At 68.6% G+C, this 22,534-nt stretch carries 23 protein-coding genes; 17 read left to right on the top strand and 6 right to left on the bottom strand.

Features of this window, described 5'->3' with window-relative positions; translation table 11 throughout:
* Positions 1–59: 59 nt before the first annotated feature.
* Entirely contained in the window at positions 60–1,757 is a 1,698-nt protein-coding gene (locus UK23_RS41095) for a substrate-binding domain-containing protein (RefSeq protein WP_045317217.1), read from the bottom strand.
* A 327-nt stretch (positions 1,758–2,084) separates the two neighbouring features.
* On the opposite strand from UK23_RS41095, the gene ftsH reads away from it, so the two are divergent.
* Genes ftsH through UK23_RS41060 form a run of 7 tightly spaced genes read left to right on the top strand, consistent with a single transcriptional unit; the run spans position 2,085 to position 8,632 of the window.
* Entirely contained in the window at positions 2,085–4,271 is a 2,187-nt protein-coding gene (ftsH, locus tag UK23_RS41090) for an ATP-dependent zinc metalloprotease FtsH (RefSeq protein WP_045317216.1), read from the top strand.
* Positions 4,268–4,915 carry a GTP cyclohydrolase I FolE gene (folE, locus tag UK23_RS41085; RefSeq protein WP_045317215.1) on the top strand — a complete coding sequence of 216 codons (648 nt, stop codon included), beginning with the start codon at positions 4,268–4,270 and terminating at the stop codon, positions 4,913–4,915. Before ftsH ends, folE begins: the two co-directional genes overlap by 4 nt.
* Positions 4,916–4,947: 32 nt before the next feature.
* Positions 4,948–5,733: a dihydropteroate synthase gene (gene folP / locus UK23_RS41080; protein WP_045317214.1), complete on the top strand. Its 786-nt coding sequence runs from the start codon at positions 4,948–4,950 to the stop codon at positions 5,731–5,733.
* Complete coding sequence (folB, locus tag UK23_RS41075; RefSeq protein ID WP_045317213.1) at positions 5,726–6,115, top strand: dihydroneopterin aldolase; 390 nt, start codon at positions 5,726–5,728, stop codon at positions 6,113–6,115. Before folP ends, folB begins: the two co-directional genes overlap by 8 nt.
* The gene (gene folK / locus UK23_RS41070; RefSeq protein WP_045317212.1) at positions 6,112–6,606 is read left to right on the top strand and encodes a 2-amino-4-hydroxy-6-hydroxymethyldihydropteridine diphosphokinase; all 495 of its coding nucleotides are present in this window, start codon (positions 6,112–6,114) and stop codon (positions 6,604–6,606) included. Before folB ends, folK begins: the two co-directional genes overlap by 4 nt.
* The gene (locus tag UK23_RS41065; RefSeq protein WP_045317211.1) at positions 6,603–7,055 is read left to right on the top strand and encodes a DUF3180 domain-containing protein; all 453 of its coding nucleotides are present in this window, start codon (positions 6,603–6,605) and stop codon (positions 7,053–7,055) included. Before folK ends, UK23_RS41065 begins: the two co-directional genes overlap by 4 nt.
* A 50-nt stretch (positions 7,056–7,105) precedes the next feature.
* A complete protein-coding gene (locus UK23_RS41060; protein WP_156213755.1) occupies positions 7,106–8,632 on the top strand; it encodes a DUF6779 domain-containing protein in 1,527 nt (508 codons plus the stop codon).
* 255 nt (positions 8,633–8,887) lie between these two features.
* Here the strand turns inward: UK23_RS41060 and UK23_RS41055 are convergent, their stop codons facing one another.
* Genes UK23_RS41055 through UK23_RS41045 form a run of 3 tightly spaced genes read right to left on the bottom strand, consistent with a single transcriptional unit; the run spans position 8,888 to position 11,368 of the window.
* On the bottom strand, positions 8,888–9,973 hold the full coding sequence (locus UK23_RS41055; RefSeq protein WP_045317209.1) for an NADH-quinone oxidoreductase subunit D: 1,086 nt from the start codon (positions 9,971–9,973) through the stop codon (positions 8,888–8,890).
* Positions 9,974–10,013: 40 nt separating this feature from the next.
* The gene (locus UK23_RS41050) at positions 10,014–10,436 is read right to left on the bottom strand and encodes a DUF1203 domain-containing protein (protein ID WP_052685490.1); all 423 of its coding nucleotides are present in this window, start codon (positions 10,434–10,436) and stop codon (positions 10,014–10,016) included.
* Between the two features lie 17 nt (positions 10,437–10,453).
* Entirely contained in the window at positions 10,454–11,368 is a 915-nt protein-coding gene (locus UK23_RS41045; protein ID WP_045317208.1) for an SAM-dependent methyltransferase, read from the bottom strand.
* 30 nt (positions 11,369–11,398) lie between these two features.
* Between UK23_RS41045 and UK23_RS41040 the strand changes: the two genes are divergently transcribed.
* The 5 genes from UK23_RS41040 to UK23_RS41020 all read left to right on the top strand — a co-directional run bounded on the left by UK23_RS41040 (position 11,399) and on the right by UK23_RS41020 (position 15,715).
* Entirely contained in the window at positions 11,399–12,544 is a 1,146-nt protein-coding gene (locus UK23_RS41040) for a PrsW family intramembrane metalloprotease (protein ID WP_082115395.1), read from the top strand.
* Between the two features lie 102 nt (positions 12,545–12,646).
* A complete protein-coding gene (locus tag UK23_RS41035; protein ID WP_045317207.1) occupies positions 12,647–13,537 on the top strand; it encodes a Rossmann-like and DUF2520 domain-containing protein in 891 nt (296 codons plus the stop codon).
* 1 nt (position 13,538) lies between these two features.
* Positions 13,539–14,429 carry a pantoate--beta-alanine ligase gene (gene panC, locus UK23_RS41030; RefSeq protein ID WP_052685489.1) on the top strand — a complete coding sequence of 297 codons (891 nt, stop codon included), beginning with the start codon at positions 13,539–13,541 and terminating at the stop codon, positions 14,427–14,429.
* Between the two features lie 12 nt (positions 14,430–14,441).
* Positions 14,442–14,912: an aspartate 1-decarboxylase gene (gene panD / locus UK23_RS41025; RefSeq protein WP_045317219.1), complete on the top strand. Its 471-nt coding sequence runs from the start codon at positions 14,442–14,444 to the stop codon at positions 14,910–14,912.
* A gap of 11 nt (positions 14,913–14,923) precedes the next feature.
* Complete coding sequence (locus tag UK23_RS41020) at positions 14,924–15,715, top strand: type III pantothenate kinase (RefSeq protein ID WP_045317206.1); 792 nt, start codon at positions 14,924–14,926, stop codon at positions 15,713–15,715.
* Here the strand turns inward: UK23_RS41020 and UK23_RS41015 are convergent.
* A complete protein-coding gene (locus tag UK23_RS41015; protein ID WP_045317205.1) occupies positions 15,705–16,460 on the bottom strand; it encodes a class I SAM-dependent methyltransferase in 756 nt (251 codons plus the stop codon). The two genes, UK23_RS41020 and UK23_RS41015, sit on opposite strands and share 11 nt — an antisense overlap.
* A 136-nt stretch (positions 16,461–16,596) precedes the next feature.
* Here UK23_RS41015 and lysS point away from each other — a divergent pair, with 136 nt between their 5' ends.
* Positions 16,597–18,051 carry a lysine--tRNA ligase gene (gene lysS / locus UK23_RS41010; protein WP_045317218.1) on the top strand — a complete coding sequence of 485 codons (1,455 nt, stop codon included), beginning with the start codon at positions 16,597–16,599 and terminating at the stop codon, positions 18,049–18,051.
* Between the two features lie 115 nt (positions 18,052–18,166).
* Positions 18,167–18,514: a histone-like nucleoid-structuring protein Lsr2 gene (locus UK23_RS41005; RefSeq protein WP_045317204.1), complete on the top strand. Its 348-nt coding sequence runs from the start codon at positions 18,167–18,169 to the stop codon at positions 18,512–18,514.
* A 69-nt stretch (positions 18,515–18,583) separates the two neighbouring features.
* On the opposite strand, the gene UK23_RS41000 is transcribed toward UK23_RS41005, so the two are convergent.
* Positions 18,584–19,552, bottom strand: coding sequence for an iron-siderophore ABC transporter substrate-binding protein (locus UK23_RS41000; protein WP_045317203.1), 969 nt, complete (start codon positions 19,550–19,552; stop codon positions 18,584–18,586).
* A gap of 74 nt (positions 19,553–19,626) precedes the next feature.
* Here UK23_RS41000 and UK23_RS40995 point away from each other — a divergent pair, with 74 nt between their 5' ends.
* Genes UK23_RS40995 through UK23_RS40985 form a run of 3 tightly spaced genes read left to right on the top strand, consistent with a single transcriptional unit; the run spans position 19,627 to position 22,477 of the window.
* Positions 19,627–20,622 (top strand): FecCD family ABC transporter permease, encoded by a 996-nt coding sequence (locus UK23_RS40995; RefSeq protein ID WP_231114907.1) that lies wholly within the window; start codon positions 19,627–19,629, stop codon positions 20,620–20,622.
* Positions 20,619–21,683, top strand: a complete 1,065-nt coding sequence (locus tag UK23_RS40990) for a FecCD family ABC transporter permease (protein WP_045317201.1) — start codon at positions 20,619–20,621, stop codon at positions 21,681–21,683. Before UK23_RS40995 ends, UK23_RS40990 begins: the two co-directional genes overlap by 4 nt.
* Positions 21,680–22,477, top strand: a complete 798-nt coding sequence (locus UK23_RS40985) for an ABC transporter ATP-binding protein (RefSeq protein WP_045317200.1) — start codon at positions 21,680–21,682, stop codon at positions 22,475–22,477. The genes UK23_RS40990 and UK23_RS40985 overlap by 4 nt, the downstream gene beginning before the upstream one ends.
* Positions 22,478–22,534: the final 57 nt, after the last annotated feature.

Genomic DNA, 22,534 nt, shown 5'->3' with positions numbered 1-22,534 from the left:
GATGAAGGGCTCCTTCATCCACGTCAGGTGGATGAAGGAGCCCTTCATCGTTCACAGGATCAGCAGGTCGGGCGGCAGCGGCGCTGGGAGACCGCGTCCAGGAGCACGCCGCGGATGTCCTCCGGGTTGCGGGCCTGGTAGGCCTTGCCGCCACTGGCAGCGGAAATCGCGCGCAGTGCGTCCATGTCGACCTCGTCCCCGAGCCCGACCATGATGATCGGGACGGGCTTCGCGGGATCTGCTTCCCGCTTCAGCGTCTCGATCAACGCGGCGGTGTCGATCGACGAGACGTCGTCGTTGCGGCCGTCGGTCATCAGCACGACCGAGTTGACCTTCGACGGGTCGTACCCGGACAGCACGTGCCGATAAGCGGCCAGCGTCGTGTCGTTCAACGCCGTACCGCCGCCGACGAGCCCGGGCAGCTGCGAGGCACCGGCTTCCAGGCGCTTGCGACGCGTGACACCGGCGAGAGGCTCGCCCAGCGGACCGATCGGCACGAGCTCGATCCAGTCGTTCGGCGGCTTCTTGTTGGTCGAGAACGCCCACAGGCCGATCTGCGTGGTGTCCGGCAGCATCGACAGCGCGGCCATGCTGGCCTCGGTGGCGGTCTCGACGCGGGTCTTGTTGGTGCCGCCCTTTTCGAGCATCGAGCCGGAGACGTCGATGACGGTCAGCATGCGCATGTCCAGGCTGATCGCGCCCCACGTGCGCAGCAGTTCGGACACCTGGTCGGCGTTCGGGGTCTCGATCAGCTTGACGTCACCGGCCTGCACGCCCTCGACGTCGGTCGACCACTTGGCCGGCGCGGCGCCCTGCACGGTGCGGAAGCCGGCTTCGCCGAAGCGCTTCACGGTCTCGGCCGAGCGCAGCACCTTCTCGAACTGGGAAGCGGCCTCGCCGATGCCCTCCTGCTCGTTGGGGCGGGAGACCCTGACGAGCGGGTAGTCGAAGGAGAGCGTGCCCTCCTTCGGCGGGGCGCCGAGCACCGCGTTGTCCTTGACCGCGCGGTTGTTGGCGACCACGGACTGTTCGGTGGCGGCGAAGAGCGGGGCCTTCTCGGCGTCCGTCGTGACCTTGCCGAACGAGTCGCGCACCGACGGCACGGCGCTGCGACCCACGCGCAGCAGGGTGCCGACCAGTTCCGGCTTGGGAGTGCCGTCGGCGTTGCCGAGCAACGTGCGGATCACGAACAGCGAGGCGAGGCCCTCGGAGGTCATCGTCGGGTCGCTCATGGAGATCTGCACGCGCGGGTCGACGACCTTGGCCCAGGAGACGGGCGAGACCGGGAAGCCGATCTTCGACATCGCCTGCTGCGAGCCCGCCATCACCAGCGGGCTGGTGGCCAGCGAGGGCTTGATGTCGAGCTTCGGGGCCTCCGGGCCGGTTTCCGCGGCCTGACGCTGGGCCTCTGCGGCCCACATCGAGGAGTCGGGGATCCAGAGGGAATGGGGGTTGATCTGCGCGGTCGGGAGCTCGTTGGCCACGTCGGCCGCGTTGCGCGACTCGACCTGGACCTGGACGCACCGGCCGTTCACCACCGGCTGAGACCGCTGGTAGTCCTGCGCTGCCGCGTTCACGACATCTAGCGCGGCGGGTGTGACGGCGACCTTCAACGGCAGTGCGCCAGAGCAGTCGGCGCCGCTGGTGACACGCAGTGCCACGACCGTGACGCCCGCCGCCGCAATCACTCCGAGAAGGGCGCCCACGGGGAGGGCCACCCGCCGGAACAGACCGGGGGACGTGTGACGTGCTGACATACAGTTACTGACCTTCGGTCACGTGTTCACTCTTTCGAGTGGCGGGGGAACACTCGGGGGATGCATGAGGATGACATGTGACCCCCAAACGTAGTGAGACGGCGTGACCTGCGTCACTCATCCGGACGGCCGTATTTGTTCCGGATGAACCAAACAGCGTGAACATGCGTGGCAGGGGTCACGGGCGGGAACCCGCGAGGGGCCTCGACCGTTGGTTGCTCAGTACCCGACCAGCGGGCGGTAGGCTGGTCGGACGCGGTATGTGGGTCTTCCACTGCCCGACGCGCAAGTCAGGGAGGGTCGAGGCCGCCCGCCGGCCGTAAGTGCATGGACCGCAAGCGCCTGCTTCGCAACCCGCTGCTGTGGATCGCTGCGGTGTTGCTGCTCTACTTCGTCTTCACCGTGCTCTTCGACGACTCACGGGGCTACCACCCGGTCAAGACGTCCCAAGCCCTGCAACAGGTGCGGGACGGCAAGGTCAAGGAAGCCACGATCGAGGACAAGGAGCAGCGGCTCCGGCTCACCCTCACCGACGGCACCACCTTCGAGGGCAGCAACCGTCTCATCACGCAGTTCCCGGCCAGCTCGACGGACGAGATCTTCAACGTCCTCGACCAGGCCGGCAACAAGCCGATCGTGGAGACCAAGGTCAGCCAGGAGTCCATCCTGATGCAGATCTTGATCTACCTCGTACCGCTCGGCCTGCTGTTGCTGCTGCTGATGTGGATGATGAACAACGCTCAGGGCGGCGGAAACCGCGTTCTGAACTTCGGCAAGTCCAAGGCCAAACAGCTGTCCAAGGACATGCCCAAGACGACGTTCTCCGACGTCGCCGGTGCCGAGGAGGCCGTCGAGGAGCTCGAGGAGATCAAGGACTTCCTCCAGAACCCCGGCCGCTACCAGGCTCTCGGCGCGAAGATCCCGAAGGGCGTGCTGCTCTACGGCCCGCCGGGAACCGGTAAGACGCTGCTCGCCAGGGCCGTCGCCGGTGAGGCCGGCGTGCCGTTCTACTCGATCTCCGGTTCGGACTTCGTCGAGATGTTCGTCGGTGTCGGTGCCTCGCGTGTGCGTGACCTGTTCGAACAGGCCAAGCAGAACGCGCCGTGCATCATCTTCGTCGACGAGATCGACGCGGTCGGTCGTCACCGCGGCGCCGGTCTCGGCGGTGGTCACGACGAGCGCGAGCAGACGCTGAACCAGCTGCTCGTCGAGATGGACGGCTTCGACTCGCGCGGCGGGATCATCCTGATCGCGGCGACGAACCGTCCCGACATCCTCGACCCCGCGCTGCTGCGTCCCGGCCGCTTCGACCGTCAGATCCCGGTGTCCGCACCGGACCTGAAGGGCCGCAAGCAGATCCTCCGGGTGCACTCGAAGGGCAAGCCGCTCGCCGCGGACGCCGATCTCGACGGCCTCGCGAAGCGGACGGTCGGGTTCTCCGGCGCCGACCTCGCGAACGTCATCAACGAGGCAGCGCTGCTCACGGCCCGGCAGAACGGCCACGTAATCACGGCGACTCAGCTCGAGGAGTCGGTGGACCGCGTGATCGGCGGTCCGGCCCGCAAGAGCCGGATCATCTCCGAGAAGGAGAAGAAGATCACCGCGTACCACGAGGCAGGGCACGCCCTGGCCGCGTGGGCGATGCCGGACATCGACCCGGTCTACAAGGTCACGATCCTCGCCCGCGGCCGCACGGGTGGTCACACCCTCTCGGTGCCGGAAGAGGACAAGGACCTGATGACCAGGTCCGAGATGATCGCGCGACTGGTGTTCGCACTCGGTGGGCGCAGTGCCGAGGAGCTCGTCTTCCACGAGCCCACGACCGGCGCGTCCAACGACATCGAGCAGGCGACCAAGATCGCCCGCGCGATGGTCACCGAGTACGGCATGAGCGCGAAGCTCGGCGCCGTGAAGTACGGGCAGGAGCAGGGCGAGCCGTTCCTCGGTCGCTCGGCCGGTCGCCAGGCGGACTACTCGCTCGAGGTCGCGCACGAGATCGACGAGGAGGTGCGCAAGCTCATCGAGGCCGCGCACACGGAGGCGTACGAGGTGCTCGTCACCTACCGCGACGTCCTCGACGACCTCACGCTCGAGCTCATCGAGAAGGAGACCCTGCACCAGAAGGAACTGGAGCGGATCTTCGCCCGCGTCGAGAAGCGGCCGCGCATCACCCAGTTCAACGACTTCGGTGACCGCACGCCGTCCGACATCCCGCCGATCAAGACCCCCGGCGAGCTGGCGAAGGAACGCGGCGAGCCCTGGCCGCCGGTCGTGGAGGACACCCTCGACGACGAGCCGGCTGCCGAGGAGCCCGCTGCCGCGGCTCCGACCGAGGAGCTGCCGTCGCCGAACGGTTCCAACGGCGCGCACCAGCCTTCCGGGCCGCCGAACCAGTCGGGTCCGCCGAACTACGGCGCCCCGCCCGGATGGACCCCGGCGACCGTGCCCGGCGGCAAGCCGCACAACGTCTGGGAGCCGAAGAAGCCGCAGTCCGACCAGGACGAGCGGCAGTGACAGAGCACAACCAGCTCGACGCAGACGCCGGTCTCACCCGCAACGGGGAGGCCGGCGTCTCCGCGCGGCGGGTCTTCGACCAGGCGCGGGCGGAAGCTGCGGTGCGCGAGCTGTTGATCGCGTGCGGTGAGGATCCGGAGCGGGAGGGCCTGAAAGAGACGCCCGCTCGGGTGGCGAGGGCTTACCGGGAGTTGTTCGCGGGCCTCTACACCGACCCGGACAGCGTGCTGGCCAAGACGTTCGACGAGAGCCACGAGGAGCTCGTCCTCGTCACTGACATCCCGATGTTCAGCTTCTGCGAGCACCACCTGCTGCCGTTCCACGGTGTCGCGCACGTCGGGTACATCCCGAACGAGGCCGGCCGGGTGACCGGGTTGTCGAAGCTCGCGCGGCTCGTCGACCTCTACTCGAAGCGGCCGCAGGTGCAGGAGCGGCTCACGTCGCAGGTCGCGGACGCGCTGGTGCGGCGCTTGGAGCCGCGCGGCGTGATCGTCGTGATGGAGGCCGAGCACCTGTGCATGGGCATGCGCGGTGTGCGCAAGCCCGGCTCCCGCACCACGACTTCCGCGGTGCGCGGGCTGTTGCGCACGTCCGCCTCGTCGCGGGCGGAGGCGATCGAGCTGATCAGGGGCCGCTTGCGGTGAAAAGTCTGCCTCGCCCCGGCCGTTGCGTCGTGATGGGCGTTCTGAACGTCACGCCGGACTCGTTCTCCGACGGCGGCCGTTACCTGGACCGCGACGCCGCGGTCGCGCACGGCGTCGAGATGCACCAGCGCGGTGCCGATCTGATCGACGTCGGTGGCGAGTCCACCAGGCCCGGTGCCGAACGCGTCGAGGCCTCTGAGGAGATCTCCCGCGTGGTGCCGGTGATCCGTTCGCTGGTCGCCGAGCGTGTGCCGGTCAGCGTCGACACGATGCACGCCGCCGTGGCGTCGGCCGCGCTGGAGGCTGGTGCGTCGATCGTGAACGACGTGTCCGGTGGGCTGGCGGATCTCGAGATGATCCGCGTGGTCGCCGCGGCCGGTGTGCCGTACGTGGTGATGCATTGGCGTGGGCACAGCACGGAGATGGATTCGCTGGCGCAGTACGACGACGTCGTTTCGGACGTGCGCGACGAGTTGCTGCAGCGCGTCGAGGCCGCTGTCGCGGCCGGCGTCGCGGAGTCGTCGATCGTGCTCGACCCAGGGCTGGGTTTCGCGAAGCTCGGCGACCACAACTGGGAGCTGTTGCAGCGCCTGGACGAGCTGGTCGAGCTGGGCTTCCCGGTGCTGGTGGGGGCGTCTCGCAAACGCTTCCTCGGCACGCTGCTCGGCAACCGTCCACCGGACGGCAGGGAGGACGCGACCGCGGCGGTGTCTGCTCTCGCTGCGTTCAACGGAGCGTGGGGTGTGCGGGTGCACGACGTCGACCGGACCTTGGACGCGGTCGCCGTCGCCGGTGCGTGGAGGCGGGGACATGGCTGACCGGATCGCGTTGACGGGCCTGCGGGTCCGGGGCAACCACGGGGTTTTCGAGCACGAGAAGCGCGACGGGCAGGAGTTCGTCGTCGACATCACGCTGTGGCTGGACCTCTCGTCGGCTTCTCGCAGCGACGATCTGAAGGAGACCTACCACTACGGCGAGCTCGCCGAGATGGCCGCGGCGATCGTCGGTGGCGAGCCGTGCGACCTCATCGAGACGGTGGCCGGCCGGATCGCCGACGCGGCGATGACCGACACCCGGCTGCACGCGGCCGAGGTGACGGTGCACAAGCCGTCCGCGCCGATCCCGCTGACGTTCGACGACGTGTCGGTGACGATCCGCCGGTCGCGCCGGTTGGCGGCGCCGCTGAAGGAAGCCCGGTGAGCCGCGCGGTTCTCTCGATCGGCTCGAACCTCGGCGACCGGTTCGCGTTCCTGCAGTCGGTGGTGGACGGGCTTTCCCCTTACGTGATCGCGGTTTCGCCCGTCTACGAAACGGCCGCGTGGGGTGTGGAGGACCAGCCGGACTTCCTCAACGCCGTGGTGATCGTTTCCGGCGACGGGATCGACGAGTGGGGCTGGCTGCGGCGTGGCCAGGAGCTGGAGAACGCCGCCGGGCGCGTGCGGGAGAAGCGCTGGGGGCCGCGCACGTTGGACGTGGACGTGGTTTCGGTGGACGGGGTGACCTCGGACCACCCGGAGCTGCTTCTGCCGCATCCTGGGGCGTTTGAGCGCGCAACAGTCTTGATCCCGTGGCTCGACGTCGAGCCGGACGCGGTGTTGCCGGGCCGCGGTCCTGTCTCTGCTTTGCCCGTGTCGCCGGAAGGTGTGCGGCGGCGTGACGATCTCGTGCTTTCCGGTTGGATGGAGTCGTGAGGTTCACCCGTCCTCGTGACCTGGCGACGATAGCGATCATCGCCGGGCTGCTGACCCACCTGGTGCTGCGGTTCGCGTACGACTCGCTGCCGCCGTTGCCGCGTGCGTCCGGTTCGACGTTGCTCGCCCTCGGGGCCGTGGAGCTGTGGCTCGCGTTCTCGTTGCGGGCTCGGATCCAGCGGCGTCCGGGCGCCCGGCCGGTGCAGCCGCTCACCGCGGCCCGTGCGGTCGCGCTGGCGAAGGCTTCCTCGGTTTTGGGCGCGTTGATGTTCGGTGCCTGGACCGGCCTGCTGATCTACACCATCCCGGTGCGCGACGAGTTCGCCGCGGCCGGGAACGACCTGTTCGCAGCCGTTGTCGGGATGGTTTCGGCCGTTGGCTTGACGGCCGCCGCCCTGTGGTTGGAACACTGTTGCAAGACGCCGACGGAGACTCCCGGGAAGGATTAGATACCCGGCCGTAGGTCTCAGTCGCATAACTACGCGGTACCCTCGTGCCCATGACCGGGCGAGGCGCGTCGGCCGACGACGAGCAGGAAGATCACGGTCGTGGCACCGGGCGATTGCTTTTAGTAGCGGCATTGGCGCTCGCCCTCGTGGCCGCGGCGGTGCTCGTTGCGAGCGACAGCGCCCGCATGCTGCGCCTGGCCGTGGTGGCCGCGCTGTGGGCGGCCCTCGTGGGAGCCTTCCTCGCCGCCAAGTACCGCAAACAGGTCACCGAGCGTGACGAGGAGGTGGCCGACCTCCAGTCCGTCTACGAGCTGGAGCTCGAGCGCGAGGTAGCCGCTCGCCGCGAGTACGAGCTGGAGATCGAGTCCGAGACCCGCAAGCGGATCGAGGAGGAGTCGCGCGCGGACATCGAGGCCCTGCGCGCCGATCTGCACGCGTTGCGCGACAACCTCCAGGCGTTGCTGGGCGGCGACGTTCTGGTCGAACGCGTGGCGCTGCGCGCCGAGTCCACCCGCCTGCGCTCGCTGGCCTCCGACGCCGCGCGCCTGGCGTCGCTGCCCGAGAACCGCATCATCAACGCCAAGCCCGCGATCACCGCCTCGGTCACCTCTTCCGCGTCGGAAAAGCCGTCCGAACGCACCGAGCTGATCGAGCGCGTGGCCCACGAGGCCAAGATGCAGCCGCCCCGCCGCGAACCCTTGCGCCCAGAGCCCGCGCGCCCGGAGCCGGCCCGCACCTCGCCCCGCCCGCAGCCGGCTGCCGTCCGCCGCGAACCCGTGAAGGCCGCCAAGCAGGAACCGCCTCGCCCGCAGCAGCGCCCGCCCGGCGGCGTCGCAGCCCGGCTGGGCAGCGTGGCTCCCCAGGTGGCCCAGCCGCCGACGGTGAAGGCTCCGCCCGTCCAGCCGCAGCCGGTGCAGGCCCAGGTGAACCGCACCGAACGAGTGCAGCGCCCGCAACCCCAGAACCGCACCGAAGCACTGTCGCGCCCGGCCGAGCCGCCCAAGGCACCGGCCGCCGTCGCCAAGGCAGTGGAGACCCGCAAGCCCGAACCGCGCCCCCGCGTGGCCGAGCGCACCGAGATGATCGACCCGTCCGCACTAGTCGAGTCCCGCGCAACGGCCACCGGTGGCGGCCGCCGCCGTGCCGACGACCGCCCGGCACCCGAGCAGGACAGCGGTTCGTGGGAGACGTTGAAGCCTTCGTCCGGCGGCTCGCCGTCGAGTGGCCGTCGCCGTGCGGACGACCCCCCGGCACGCGAAGAAGCCCCCCGCGCTCGCCGCACCTCCGAGGACTCGCTGGTCTCACTGCCCCCGGTCGGCCGCCGCTCCGCCGAGCAGTCGTCGGCCCGCTTGCCGGTGGTGCCGACCGGTCGCCGGACTGCGGCGGACGAGCCATCGGTGTCCGGCCGCCGGATCGCGGAAGACTCGTCCACCCGCCTGCCCGCGGTCTCCACCGGCCGCCGTGCCGCGCCTGAGGACCCGTCGGGTGCGCATGCGGACGGCAAGTCGGTGAGCGAACTCCTGGCGTCTCTGGGCGGTGGCGATGCGCCTCGTCGTCGGCGTCGGCGGGACGAGTAGCGGCTCGTGGGTGCGCTGGCTGGCGGGAGGTTTGTGATCGCGCCGGTCAGCGGTGGCTCGTGCACGCGCGTGAGGATCGGTTGGGTGCGTGCACGGATGGCGAGTCGGTGAGCGAACTCCTGGCGTCTCTGGGCGGTGGCGATGCGCCCAGCCGTCGGTGGACGTGCGGCGGGCTTGTCAGTGTTGCGGCGCTTACGAATGTCCGTGATCAGGTCCGCCGGCGGACGTTCCGCGCCGGCGACGACTCGTGTGCGGTTACTTGTCGATGTCCCCGACGATCACGGCGAACGAGCTCAGCACCGCCGGCAGGTCGTCCACCTCGGTGCCGGGCAACAACGCCGACAGCGCCTGGACGTTGTTGAACGACGGCGTGCGCAGCTTGAGGCGCCACGGCGTCTTCTCGCCGCGCGACGACAGGTGCACGCCCGAGGTGCCGAGCGGTGCCTCGACGCGGGTGTAGACCGAACCCTCGGGTGCCTTGATCGCCTTGGGCAGGCGGAGGTTCACCGGGCCCGACGGCAGCTGTTCCAGGCACTGCGACGCCAACGCGACGGAGAGCTGCACCTCGGACAGAAGGCAGCGCACGCGCGCGGCGGCGTCGCCTTCTGTCCGAACGACTGGCGTGAACGACAACGACTTGTAGGCGGGCAACGGGTCGTCGCGCCGGAGGTCGAAGTCGACCCCGCTGGCGCGTCCGATCGGTCCGGTCACGCCGTATGCCAGGGCGTCGGCGTGGGGTAGAACGCCGAGTCCTTCCAAGGCAGCGAAATCAACGGTCAGCGAGGAAACATCCACAGTGGACAGGAATGAGGCGACGCGGGTGGCCCAGCCCGCTGGGACGTCCTCGCGCAGGCCGCCGATCCTGTTGAACATGAAGTGGATGCGGCCGCCCGAGGCCTCTTCCATCAGGGACTGCACGCCCTCGCGGTACGTGGCGGCGTTGGGGGACAACGGGGTCAGGAACACCATGTGCGCCATCAGGCGGTTCAGCTCGCACAGCAGGGCGCGCAGCCATTGGGCGCGGGCCGGGACGTCCATGCCCGTCATGCGTTCGACGGCCAGGGCGACGGCCAGTTCGTTGCAGAAGGCGGAGAGCCAGTCGTGGCGGTTGGCCAGCGTCAGGACCTGGCGGTAGTCGCGGACCTCGAACAGCTTCTCGGCGCCGCGGTGCAGGTGGCCCACCAGCGGCTCGGCGGCGGTGATCACCAGGTCTGGCGTTACGGTCAGGCGCAGGCGGTAGGCGCCGTGGGCCGACGGGTGCAGTGGGCCCAGGTCGATCACGCGGTCCACGCCCAGGTACTGGGCGCCCGCACCCACGCCTACGGTGATCTGCTCGCTCACCCGAGCATGGTTTCACGCCGCGCCGAACTCCCCGTGCCGGCTAGGACCTGGTGATCGCGAAGAAGAAGCAACCGTGCGAGAGGCTGCGGATCTGGAGCGAGTCGACTTCGGGATTGTTGAACGATCCTTCGACTGCACGATCGAACGATCCTGGCTCCACGACCGCGCCGTCGTGGATCTGACCAGCGGCGTTGTAGGAACGTAGGATGCGGGGATTGTTCAACAATTCTACGGGGAGACGATCCAACGAGGGCACGTCGGAGCAGTCCACGTGCGTGAAGATCGGGCCGACCTCCTCGTACGGGCCCTTGCCGGACGAAGGCGAGTAGCGGAACAACCAGACCGGCTCGTCGGGCAGCGACTTCCGCAGGCAGCAGCGCAGCGGCACACCGGGTTCGGAGGCCCGGTACTCGCGACCGGGGTCGAGGAACGAGGCGTCAGGCGAGACGTTGTGGATTCGCATGACAAGAACGATCGTCGTCAAGCCGAGGAAAAGCTGGCGGGAATCGGACACCAGGACGGCAGCGCAGGCAGCAGATCCGAGACGTCCACCCCACGACCGTGCAACAGCCAGCCGAACGCACCCAGCCCACGCGGGTCACGCAGCTCAGCGATCCGTCCAGCACGAGCAGCCGACTCCAGCCAGTCCCACCCGGAACCGGCAACAGATCCGGTCAAACCCAAGGCGCCCAACGCATCCCGCTGCGACACCAGCACGAACTCCCCACCGGCGGCAGCGGCACACGCGTCCAAAGCCACGTGCGCGGTGATGTCACAGGACCCGTCGAACACCGGCGGAACCTGCCGCCCGTCCCGGTACCCGGTCAGCGTGAACCGCCGCGACGACACCAGATGCCCGTAGTCGATCGCCAGCGCCGCCCCGCGAACCGACGAAACGGCAGCCGCCCAAGCCGCATCCCGAGGCGCCCCCACCTCGGCCTGCTCGCCCGGACCAAGAGACGGCCACCATCGAGTGATCCACGGATCGGAGGAAGGCCCGGTCACCACGGGGCACGGAATCGCGTCGAGCCACTCGTGCCCGACCAGCAGCCCGACACACGAAGGAATGGAAGTGGTCCAGCGAACTCCGGGCAGCAACACCGGAGGCCCGAGCTCGACGGCGGTCACCCGCAACCGCGAGGCCAGCGACCCGGAAGCCAGAGACCGCACCGCGAACGCCAGCTCACCTCCACCGGCACCGACGTCCACGAAGTCCAGGACCTGCGGAAACCCCAGAGCAGCGTCGACCCGCGCCAACAACGACAACAACGCGGAAGCCAGCTCGGGACCGACCAACGGCGAGGTGCGGAAGTGCGAAGAGGGCTTCTCCCCGCGTGCGAAGAAACCGGAAGGCCCGTACAAAGCGGCGAGCCAAGCGGCTTCCCAGTCGAACATCCGTCAAGTGTGCATCTAAGGTCATTTCCCGTGAACGACGCCGACCTCACGCCGACGCCGACCCGCAAGCGCATCGAGCAGCGCCGCTGGACCGTCCTGTTCCCCGTCGTGGGGCTGATCGCCCTGGCCGCGGCGGGTCTCGTGCTGTTCGCGCTGGGCACCTCGGCCATCGGCATCGAGCCGTTGCTGGTCGGTGCCGCAGCGGCGCTCATCCCGGTCGCGTTCGTGGTGAGCGCGTTCCTGTGGATCGACCGCTGGGAGCCGGAACCGGCGAAGATGCTGCTCTTCGCGTTCCTGTGGGGCGCGTGCGGCGCCACGATCAGTTCGCTCGCGTTCAACCAGACCAGCCGGGTGCTCGGCGATCTGCTCACCAACGACGGCACGACGTTCACCGCGGTGGTCGGTGCGCCGATCGTCGAGGAGGCGACCAAGGCCGCGTTCCTGGTGGCCGTGTACCTGCGCCGCCGGCACGAGTTCGACGGCGTCGTCGACGGCATGGTCTACGCAGGCATCACGGCCGCGGGCTTCGCGTTCACCGAGAACATCTGGTACTTCGGCCGGGTCTTCCTGGCGAACGGGCTCGGCGGCATGGGCGGCGGGGTGATCGCGTTGTTCGTGCTGCGCGGGGTGCTCTCGCCTTTCGCGCACCCGCTGTTCACATCGATGACCGGCATCGGGGTCGGCATCGCGGCCAGCTCCAGCAACACCAGGACCAAGATCCTCGCGCCGATCGGCGGCTATCTCACGGCGGTCGGCCTGCACTCGCTGTGGAACTTCTCCACGACCGTCGGCACCGGCTCGGACTTCATCAACCTCTACTTCCTGATCATGGTGCCGGTGTTCGCGGGAGCCGTCGCGATCGTGGTCTGGCAGCGCCGCCGGGAGCAGCGGATCGTCGCGGGGCAGCTAGCGTCGATGGCGCAGAACCGGTGGATCGCGACCAGCGAGGTGGCGTTGCTCGCCAGCCTCGAAGGGCGCAGGAACTGGCTGCGGGCGGTCCGGCGCAAGTCCGGCGAGTCGTCGGCCAAGGCCGTGAAGACCTACCAGGAAGCGGTCACCGAGCTCGCGTTCCTGCGGCACCGCATCGAGCAGGGAACGGCGGGTCAGAGCGCCGAACAGCGGCACGGCGTGCTGCTCGACACGCTGAACGCGGCCAGGCTCGCCGCACGCCGGTGAGTCCTGTCACCGACCGGCCTCAAGCCAGGATCGGCGGGATTACCCTCGGCGGCGTCGTCTGGTACCCGAACCGGGACTGGAACGTCAGAAGGAGTTAGTCGCATGGACGCGACCCCACGTCCGGCCAGGCTCGCCGTCGGTGTCATCTCGGCAGGCCGCGTCGGTTCGGTGCTGGGCGCCGCGCTGGCCAGGACGGGTCACGTGGTGGTCGGCACGTCCGCCGTCTCCCAGGCTTCCCGCAACCGCGCGGAGGAGCTGCTGCCCGGCGTCCCGATCGACGACCCGACCGAAGTCGCCCGACGCGCCGACCTCGTGCTGCTCGCGGTGCCGGACGACGAGCTCTCCGGACTGGTCAAGGGCCTCATCGCCACGGACTCGCTGCGCGCGGGCCAGATCATCGTGCACACCAGCGGCGCCCAGGGCGTGAAGGTCCTCGAACCCGCTGCTCAGCTGGGTGCTCTCACGCTCGCCCTGCACCCCGTCATGACCTTCACCGGCCGCGAGGAAGACCTGCAGCGGATGCGCGCCGCGTGCGTCGGCGTCACGGCCGCGGACGGCGACGAGGTGGCGTGGAGCGTCGGCGAAGCGCTGGTCGTGGAGATGGAAGCGGAGCCGATCCGCGTTCCCGAGGCCGTCCGCCCGCTCTACCACGCGGCACTGGCCCACGGTGCGAACCACCTGATCACGCTGGTCCGCGACGCCGCCGACCTGCTCACGAACGCGAACATCCCCAACGCCGAACGCCTCCTCGGGCCGCTGCTGTCCGCGGCGCTCGACAACGCGCTGCGCCACGGTGACCGTGCCCTCACCGGTCCGGTCGCCCGAGGCGACACGGGTACCTTGCGCAAGCACCTGACCGTGCTGGCCGAGCAGGCACCCGACACCCTGCCCAGCTACCGCGCGCTCGCCCGCCGCACCGCCGACCGGGCCGAGCACTCCGGGCTGCTCAAGCCCGACGCGGCCAACGACGTTCGCACCACTCTCGAGGACTGACGTGACCAAGCCACTGACCAAGGACGACTACCGCACGGACGACGTCACGGTGCACCGCGACCCCGCCCGGCTCAACCGGGTGATCAGGGCGCTGCGCAACGCCGGCCGCAACGTCGCGCTGGTGCCGACGATGGGCGCGCTGCACGAGGGCCACCGGCAGCTGATCCGCGAGGCGCAGGTCATGCAGAACACGGTGGTCGTGGTGTCGATCTTCGTGAACCCGCTGCAGTTCGGCGCCAACGAGGACCTCGACAAGTACCCGCGCCAGTTCGAGTCCGATGTGGACATCTGCCGCGCCGAGCGCGCAGGGATCGTGTTCGCGCCGTCCGTCGAGGACATGTACCCCGAGGGCGCACAGGTCACCGTGCACCCCGGACCGCTGGGCGACGAACTGGAGGGCGCGGTCAGGCCCGGCCACTTCGCGGGCGTGCTCACGGTCGTCTCGAAGCTGTTCAACATCGTGCAGCCCACGTACGCGGTGTTCGGGCAGAAGGACTACCAGCAGCTCCAGTTGATCCACAAGATGGCGCGGGACCTCAACTTCCCGCTGGACGTCGTCGGTGTGCCGACCGTCCGCGAGCCCGACGGCCTCGCGCTGTCGTCGCGCAACGCCTACCTGAGCCCGGAGCAGCGCCAGCAGGCCGTCACGCTGTCGGCCGCGCTGACCGCCGGTGCGCACGTGTCCTCGCAGGGCCCCGACGCGGTGCTCAAGGCCGCGCACGACGTGCTCGCGCAGACGCCCGAGATCGAGCTGGACTACCTGGAGCTGCGCGGGATCGACCTCGGTCCCGCGCCGGAGAACGGTGACGCGCGCCTGCTCGTGGCGGCCCGCGTCGGTTCCACCCGCCTGATCGACAACATCGCGGTGTTGCTCGGCGAAGGCGACGAGTAGGGGGATGTGGCCATGTTCCGCACGATGCTGAAGTCCAAGATCCACCGGGCGACCGTGACGCAGGCAGACCTGCACTACGTCGGCTCGGTGACGGTGGACGAGGACCTGATGGAGGCCGCCGACCTGCTGGCGGGCGAACAGGTCGCCATCGTCGACGTCACCAACGGCTCTCGGCTCGAGACCTACGTCATCCCCGGCGAGCGCGGCACCGGCGTGCTGGGCATCAACGGCGCGGCGGCGCACCTCGTGCACCCCGGCGACATCGTGATCCTGATCGCCTACGGGCAGATGGACGACGCCGAGTCGCGCACCTACCAGCCGCGCGTCGTCTTCGTGGACGCCGACAACAAGGTCGTCGACCTCGGCTCCGACCCCGCGCATGCTCCCGAGGGGTCCGGTCTGGTGAACGGCTCCACGAGTGCGCCTTCTTCTGAGACCGTTGAGGCGACCGCGCTCGACGCGCTGATCCAGGCCGAGAACTGAGGAATCACACCGTGCTGCTCGCCATCGACGTCGGCAACACCAACATCGTGCTCGGTCTGTACGACGGGGTCGGCGACAAGGCCCCGCTCGTGCGCGACTGGCGGATGCGCACCGACGCCAGGATGACCGCCGACGAGCTCGCGCTGACCATGCGCGGCATGTTCGGCGAGTACGCCGACAAGATCACCGGCATCTCCGCGCTGTCCACCGTGCCCGCGGTGCTGCGCGAGCTGCGGGTGATGCTCGGCCGCTACTACGACGCGGTGCCGAAGATCCTGGTCGAGCCGGGCGTGAAGACGGGGGTGCCGCTGCTCGTCGACAACCCGAAGGAGGTGGGCTCGGACCGCGTGATCAACACGCTGGCCGCGCACCACCTGTACTCGACCTCGTGCATCGTCGTCGACTTCGGCACGTCCACGAACCTCGACGTGATCTCGTCGCGCGGCGAGTTCCTCGGTGGCGCCTTGGCTCCCGGCATCGAGATCTCGGTCGACGCGCTGGCCGCCCGTGCCGCCCAGCTGCGCAAGGTCGAGCTGATCAGGCCGCGCAACGTGATCGGCAAGAACACCGTCGAGTGCCTGCAGTCCGGCATCGTCTGGGGGTTCGTCGGCCAGGTGGACGGGCTGGTGCGCAAGATCACCGAGGAGCTCCAGCAGACCGACCCCGGACCCGTGACGGTGATCGCCACGGGCGGTCTCGCCCCGCTGGTCGTGTCGGAGTCCTCGACGATCGCGCACCACGTGCCCGACCTGACCCTGCTGGGGTTGCGCTTGGTGTTCGAGCGCAACATGACTAGTCGCTGACGCGGACCATCCGGAACACGTCGGAGTACATGGGGACGTCGAACGGTCCGTTCGACGTCTCCGGGCGCTCGCGGAGGAACGCGAGCATCCTGTCGTTGACCTCAGCCCGCTCCTCGTCGTCGATGACGAGCATGCGCGAGTGCGTGTTGATCCAGGCGATGGCCGCTTCCGGTGAGTTCCTGCGGTGCACGTGCGGGAAGATCTTGTGCTCCGGAGCCTCGAACAACGGGTGCGCCATGATCTTCACCGGGCTCTGTCGCTGAGACTCGACGCTGGTGTTCGACACCTGCTGGAAGTCCTTGAGCCACGGCACGTCGTCCTCGGTTTCGAGCCACATGGCCGCCAGCACGCCACCCGGCCGCAGCACGCGGGCGATCTCCGGCAGCGCCTTCTCCTGGTCGAACCAGTGGAAGGCGGTAGCGACGAACACCGCGTCGACCGTGCTGTCCGGGACCGGGATGTGCTCCGCGTGGCCGGGCAGCGCGCGCACGTCGTGAACACGGCGCACGAGCTCGGACAACATCTGCTCGTTGGGCTCCACCGCTGTCACGCGGTGTCCTTCAGCGACCAGTCCCGCGGTGAGCTTGCCGGTGCCCGCGGCGAGGTCCAGCACGTCTAACCGCTCGGACGTGCCCAGCGGCTCCAGTGCCCACCGGATCGCCGCCACGGGATAGTCAGGCCGGTGTTCGGCGTAGGCCTCGGCCTGCGCGCCGAACGAGTCCGCTCGCCTCGCGTGTAGATCCATCCACCCAACTTAGGCCGTCGCGAATCCTGCGGGGTATCCGGTTCGCTATGTCATAGCGGGTGTCCGTACCCTTCTCCGCGTGAGTGAGCAGCCGAAGCAAAACCTCGTGACCAGCGAAGAAGACCTGCCAGAGCAGATGCGCGTGCGCCGGGAGAAGCGTGCGCGGCTGCTCGCTTCCGGCAAGGAGCCGTATCCCGTCGAAGTCGCGCGCACGCACACGTTGCGCGAGATTCGCGACGCGCATCCCGAACTCGAACCCGACACGCAGACCGGCGAGATCGTCGGAGTGACCGGGCGCGTCATGTTCATGCGCAACACCGGAAAGCTGTGCTTCGCGACGTTGCGCGAAGGAGACGGCACCGAACTGCAGGCGATGCTGAGCCTCGCCGGCGTTGGTGAGGAAGCACTTTCCGAGTGGAAGACCGACGTCGACCTCGGCGACCACGTTTTCATCCACGGTGAGGTCATCAGCTCGCGCCGCGGTGAGCTTTCCGTGATGGCCGACGAGTGGCAGCTGACGTCGAAGTCGTTGCGGCCGTTGCCGACCCTGCACCAGGAACTCGGCGAGGAAACACGCATTCGTCAGCGATACGTCGACCTCATCGTGAGGCCGATGGCGCGCGACACCGTTCGGACCCGCGCGAACGTCGTTCGTTCTCTGCGCGACTCGTTCCACCGGCGCGGATTCCTCGAAGTCGAGACCCCGATGTTGCAGACGCTGCAGGGTGGTGCGACCGCGCGTCCGTTCATCACGCACTCGAACGCCCTCGACATCGACCTGTTCCTGCGCATCGCGCCGGAGCTGTACTTGAAGCGCTGCGTCGTCGGTGGCATCGAGAAGGTCTTCGAGATCAACCGGAACTTCCGCAACGAGGGCGTGGACTCGTCGCATTCGCCCGAGTTTTCGATGCTCGAGTACTACGAGGCCTACGCCACGTACGACACGAACGCGAAGCTGACTCGCGAGCTCATCCAGGAAGCCGCGGAAGCGGTGACGGGTTCTCAGATCGTCACGTTGGCGGACGGCACGGAGTACGACCTGTCGGGTGAATGGACGACGCTCAGCATCTACGAGTCGTTGTCCGGAGCCGTCGGTGAGGAAATCACCCCCGAGACGCCGGCCGAGGTGCTTCGGAAGCTTTGTGACCGGCACGAACTCGAGGTCAACCCGAAGTTCGGGCACGGCAAGCTGGTCGAGGAGCTGTGGGAGCACCTGGTGTGCGACTCGCTCTACCTGCCCACCTTCGTGCGCGACTACCCGGTCGAGACGTCTCCGCTCACCAGGCAGCACCGCACCAAGCCGGGTGTCGCCGAAAAGTGGGATCTGTACGTCCGCGGATTCGAACTCGGAACCGGTTACTCCGAACTGGTGGACCCGGTGATCGAGCGGGAACGCCTGGAAGCGCAGGCCCGTCTTGCCGCGGCCGGTGACAACGAGGCGATGCCGGTCGATGAAGACTTTCTGCGATCACTGGAGTACGGAATGCCACCGAGTGGTGGCGTCGGAATGGGTATCGATCGGCTGCTGATGGCCCTCACGGGTCTGGGTATCCGGGAGACCATCTTGTTCCCGCTCGTTCGCCCTGAATGAGTAACTTTCCGGATGTCGATAGGTGCAATGCGGCACCCGTGCGCTAACCTGCCTCGCAGAAGGCTTTAGTTGGCGACGCGGGTGCACCGCGCATTCGGGGTCCAGGAGGATACGCATGGCGCAGAAGGTCACCGTGACCCTCGTCGACGATCTGGACGGCTCCACTGCGGAGGAGACCGTCGAGTTCGGGCTGGACGGTGTCAGCTACACGATCGACCTTTCCTCGGGCAATGCGGGCAAACTGCGGGACGCTCTTGCCGACTTCGTCGGTGGTGCACGTCGCGCGGGTGGTCGTAAGCGTGTTGGGCCAGGTCGTCCGGCGGGTGTGAAGGCGCGCCCGGCATCGGCGGATCGTGAGCAGAACCAGGCCATTCGAGAGTGGGCCCGCAAGCAGGGCATGAAGGTGTCGGATCGCGGCCGCATCCCGGCCGAGGTGCTCGACGCGTACCACCAGCAGGGCTGAAATTCGGTAAAACACGAAGGGGTTCCGAGGATGATTCCTCGGAGCCCCTTCGTGTTTGTGTGTGACTGTTCAACTACGCGCTGGATCGACGCCGAAACCCTTCGCGAGGTCGTCGAGCATCGCGTGCGCGCCCTGAAGACTGACCGAAGATACCCAAACGACATCCGAGACGTCCTGCTTCTGGCCTTTTAGTTGACCCCACAACGGGTTGGCCAAATATTGATCCTTGATCTTCTGCGTATCACCCTTCGGGTCCGCCCAGGTCGAGACGAAGATCCGCTCCGCGTCGAGCGACGAGATCTGCTCCTGGCTGAGGTCGACCGCGATCTTCTCCGAGGTCGGTTGCCCCTGGGGGCGGGTGAGGCCGGCGTCCGAGAACAGCACGCCGCCGGGGAACGACTTCTCCGTGTAGAGCCGGACGGTCTGCTCGCCGCCGACGAACCGCGCCAGCGAGATCGACGGGTTGTGACCGACCTTGGCGCGAATCGCGTCGCCGACCTTCTTGGCCCTGGCCTCGTAGGCGGCGATCTTCTGGTTCGCCAGCTCCTCCTTGCCCAGCGCCTTGCCGAGCAGGCGGATGTTGTCCTTCCACGTCGGTCCGGTCGTCACGCTGAACACCGTGGGGCCGATCTTGGATAGCTTGTCGTAGATCCCCTCGTGCCTGACCTTCGCCGACACGATCAGGTCCGGCCCGATGGTGGCGAGCTCCTCCAGGTTCGGGTTCGTGAGGTCGCCCACCGCCTTGGCGCTCTGCGCGTACTTGGCCGCGTCCTGCGCCAGGTACTCCGGCAGGCCGTCGGTGCGGTAGCGGGTGTACGCGACGACCTCGGTCTCCAGCGCGAGCGCGGCGTCCACGTAGCTGGAGTCGAGCGCGGCGACCTTCTTCGGCCGGTCCTTGATCTCGGTCCTGCCCATCGCGTGCTCGATCGTCACCGCGGTCCAACCGGGGTCGGCGGGTCCGCTCCGGCTCGTCGTGGTCGCCTGACCACACGCGGTGAGCGCGAGTAGCGCCACACTGATCAGTACCGGTGTCCGCATCGATGGCTCCAGGAATTCGGTTAGGCTTACCTGTCTTTCGCGGAGCATATGTCGGGCATTTGGAGGGGTGGGCGTTGGGCCGTAAGCCGTTGGTCGGCCTGCTCTTCCTGTTGATCGTCCTGGTCGCCGTGTCGCTGGCGAGCATCGCGGTCGGCTCGAAGGAGATCTCGCTCTCCGGGGTGTGGCACGGGCTCTTCACGCCGACCGGGGTCGAGGACGACGTGGTGATCCGCGAGCTGCGGATCCCGCGGACGTTGCTCGGCATCGTCGTCGGCATCGCGCTGGGCGTCGGCGGCGCTCTCATGCAGGGCCACACGCGCAACCCGCTGGCCGACCCCGGCATCCTCGGCGTCACGCACGGCGCCGCGCTGGCGGTCGTGCTCTCGATCTTCCTGCTCGGGGTCGACTCGCTGGTCGGCTACATCTGGTTCGCCTTCGCCGGCGCGATGATCGCGAGCGTGGTGGTGTTCCTGCTCGGCTCTGCGGGGCGTGGTGGTCCGTCGCCGGTGACGCTCGCACTGGCAGGAGCGGCGGTGTCGGCGCTGATGAACGGACTGGTGTCGGCGATCGTGCTGCTCGACCAGCAGTCGCTCGACGCGTTCCGGTTCTGGCAGGTCGGTGCGATCGCCGGCCGGGATTCGTCCGTGCTGAACCAGGTGCTGCCGTTCCTCGTCGTCGGGCTGGTCCTGGCCGGGTTGAACGCGGCGGGCCTCAACGCGTTGTCGCTCGGCGAGGACGTGGCCAAGTCGCTGGGCGTGAACGTCGGCAGGACGCGGTCGCTGGGCATCCTGGCCATCACGCTGCTGGTGGGCGGGGCCGTGGCGGCGTGCGGGCCCATCGGGTTCCTGGGGCTCGTGGTGCCGCACGTGGCGCGGGCGTTCACCGGGCCGGACTACCGCTGGATCCTGCCGTACTCGGCGCTGCTCGGGGCGTGCCTCATCCTGATCGCCGACATCGCCGGCCGGGTGATCGCGCGTCCGTCCGAAGTGGAGGTCGGCGTGATGCTGGCGCTGCTCGGCGCGCCGTTCTTCATCTACCTGGTGCGGCGCAAGAGGCTGGTGAAGATTTGACGACGACCAAGGCCGCACCCGCGCTGAGGCTAGGTGTCACCTCGTTCAAGCTGCGGCGGCGGCCGTTGCTGGTGGTGGCGTTGTCGCTGGCGCTGCTGGCAGCGCTGCTGGTCGTCGGCATCATGATCGGCGACTTCCCGCTGACCGTCTCGCAGGTCGTCGACACGTTGTTCGGCGGCGGGACTCGGCGGGACCAGTTCGTGGTGACCGAGCTGCGGTTGCCGCGGGCGCTGACCGGACTGCTGGTCGGTGGTGCGCTGGGGCTGTCCGGGGCGATCTTCCAGGCGATCGTGCGGAACCCGCTGGCTTCGCCGGACATCCTCGGCGTGACCTGGGGAGCCGGCGCCGGGGCGGTCTCGGTGATCACGTTCGCCGGGTCGCTGGGCGTGGTGACCGGGAGCGCGGCTTCGGTCGGGGTGCCGATCGCCGGCCTGGCGGGTGGGCTGATCGCCGGGCTGCTGGTCTACGCGCTGGCGTGGCGGCAGGGCATCGAGGGCTTCCGGATGGTGCTCGTCGGCATCGGCATCACCGCGGTGGCCGGCAACTTCACGCATTACCTGCTGACCGTGGGGGACGTGCAGGACGCCGGACGCGCGATGCTGTGGATCACCGGATCGTTGAACGGGCGCGGGTGGGAGCACGTCGTGCCCGTGGCGCTGGCCTTGGCGGTCCTGGTTCCGGTCGCGCTCGTTGGCGGGCATGTGCTCGGGGCGCTGCAGTTCGACGACCAGACCTCGCGCGGGCTCGGGGTGCGGGTCGACCTGGCTCGGTCGGCTCTGATCATCGTGGCGATCGTGCTGGCGTCCGTGGCCACGGCTGCTGCCGGACCCATCGCGTTCGTCGCGCTGGCCACGCCGCAGATCGCGTTGCGGCTGGCCGGAACCGCTCAGCCGCCGCTGTTCGGGTCCGTGGTGATCGGCGGCGTGCTGGTGATGGCGTCCGATCTCGTGGCTCGGACCGTTTATCGCACTGAGCTGCCGGTCGGGGTCGTCACGGCCGTGCTCGGGGCGCCTTATCTGATGTTCCTGCTGGTTCGGAGTCGCCGGGAGGCGCGGGTATGACGGTGCGTCTTGAGGCTTCCTCGCTGTGCGTGGGGTACGGCGAGCGGCTCGTGGTCGACACCCTGGACCTGTCGATCATCGACGGCACCGTCACCGCGGTGATCGGGCCGAACGGGTGCGGGAAGTCGACCTTGCTGAAGGCTCTTGGGCGGCTGTTGCCTGCTCGGTCCGGAGCGGTGTTGCTGGACGGCAAGCAGATCGATCGGCTGGCCACCAAGGACGTCGCTCGGGTTTTGGGGATGTTGCCTCAGGCGCCGTCTGCTCCTGAAGGGCTGACTGTGGCGGATCTCGTCGCGCGCGGGCGGCATCCGCACCAGTCCTGGTACCGGCAGTGGTCTTCCGAGGACGCCGCGGCCGTCGACGCCGCGTTGGAGATGACCGGGATCCTGGATCTGGCCGAGCGGACCCTCGACGAGCTGTCCGGTGGCCAGCGGCAGCGGGCCTGGATCTCGATGGCGCTGGCCCAGGGGACGGACCTGCTGCTGCTCGACGAGCCGACCACCTACCTGGATCTCGCGCATCAGATCGACGTGCTGGATCTGGTGCAGGAGTTGCACACGTCCATGGGACGGACGGTGGTGATGGTGCTGCACGACCTGAACCTCGCGGCTCGGTACGCCGACACCGTCGTCGCCATGCGGGACGGGCGGATCGTGGCTCAGGGCGCGCCGGCCGAGGTGCTGACCGAGAAGATGCTGCTGGACGTGTTCGGACTGGACGCCAGGGTCGTCGAGGACCCGGTTTCCGGTACGCCGCTGGTGGTTCCCGTCGGATCGCGGCACCGGCTGCCGTGAACCTGTACTAGATGGCTGATTCCAAGGGGTCGGCTCTGTTGGCGTCTGCAAGTACCG

The sequence above is a fragment of the Lentzea aerocolonigenes genome (assembly GCF_000955955.1).
GTDB classification, from domain to species: domain Bacteria; phylum Actinomycetota; class Actinomycetes; order Mycobacteriales; family Pseudonocardiaceae; genus Lentzea; species Lentzea aerocolonigenes_A.
The sequence above is the reverse complement of the archived record's forward strand: the minus strand, read 5'-3'. Positions and strand labels throughout refer to the sequence as shown.

Coding starts and splice junctions, on each gene's coding strand:
- UK23_RS41095 (WP_045317217.1), bottom strand. CDS start 1,757: ATGTCAGCACGTCACACGTCCCCCGGTCTGTTCCGGCGGGTGGCCCTC.
- ftsH (WP_045317216.1), top strand. CDS start 2,085: ATGGACCGCAAGCGCCTGCTTCGCAACCCGCTGCTGTGGATCGCTGCG.
- folP (WP_045317214.1), top strand. CDS start 4,948: ATGGGCGTTCTGAACGTCACGCCGGACTCGTTCTCCGACGGCGGCCGT.
- folB (WP_045317213.1), top strand. CDS start 5,726: ATGGCTGACCGGATCGCGTTGACGGGCCTGCGGGTCCGGGGCAACCAC.
- UK23_RS41060 (WP_156213755.1), top strand. CDS start 7,106: ATGACCGGGCGAGGCGCGTCGGCCGACGACGAGCAGGAAGATCACGGT.
- UK23_RS41050 (WP_052685490.1), bottom strand. CDS start 10,436: ATGCGAATCCACAACGTCTCGCCTGACGCCTCGTTCCTCGACCCCGGT.
- UK23_RS41045 (WP_045317208.1), bottom strand. CDS start 11,368: ATGTTCGACTGGGAAGCCGCTTGGCTCGCCGCTTTGTACGGGCCTTCC.
- UK23_RS41035 (WP_045317207.1), top strand. CDS start 12,647: ATGGACGCGACCCCACGTCCGGCCAGGCTCGCCGTCGGTGTCATCTCG.
- panD (WP_045317219.1), top strand. CDS start 14,442: ATGTTCCGCACGATGCTGAAGTCCAAGATCCACCGGGCGACCGTGACG.
- UK23_RS41015 (WP_045317205.1), bottom strand. CDS start 16,460: ATGGATCTACACGCGAGGCGAGCGGACTCGTTCGGCGCGCAGGCCGAG.
- lysS (WP_045317218.1), top strand. CDS start 16,597: ATGCGCGTGCGCCGGGAGAAGCGTGCGCGGCTGCTCGCTTCCGGCAAG.
- UK23_RS41005 (WP_045317204.1), top strand. CDS start 18,167: ATGGCGCAGAAGGTCACCGTGACCCTCGTCGACGATCTGGACGGCTCC.
- UK23_RS41000 (WP_045317203.1), bottom strand. CDS start 19,552: ATGCGGACACCGGTACTGATCAGTGTGGCGCTACTCGCGCTCACCGCG.
- UK23_RS40985 (WP_045317200.1), top strand. CDS start 21,680: ATGACGGTGCGTCTTGAGGCTTCCTCGCTGTGCGTGGGGTACGGCGAG.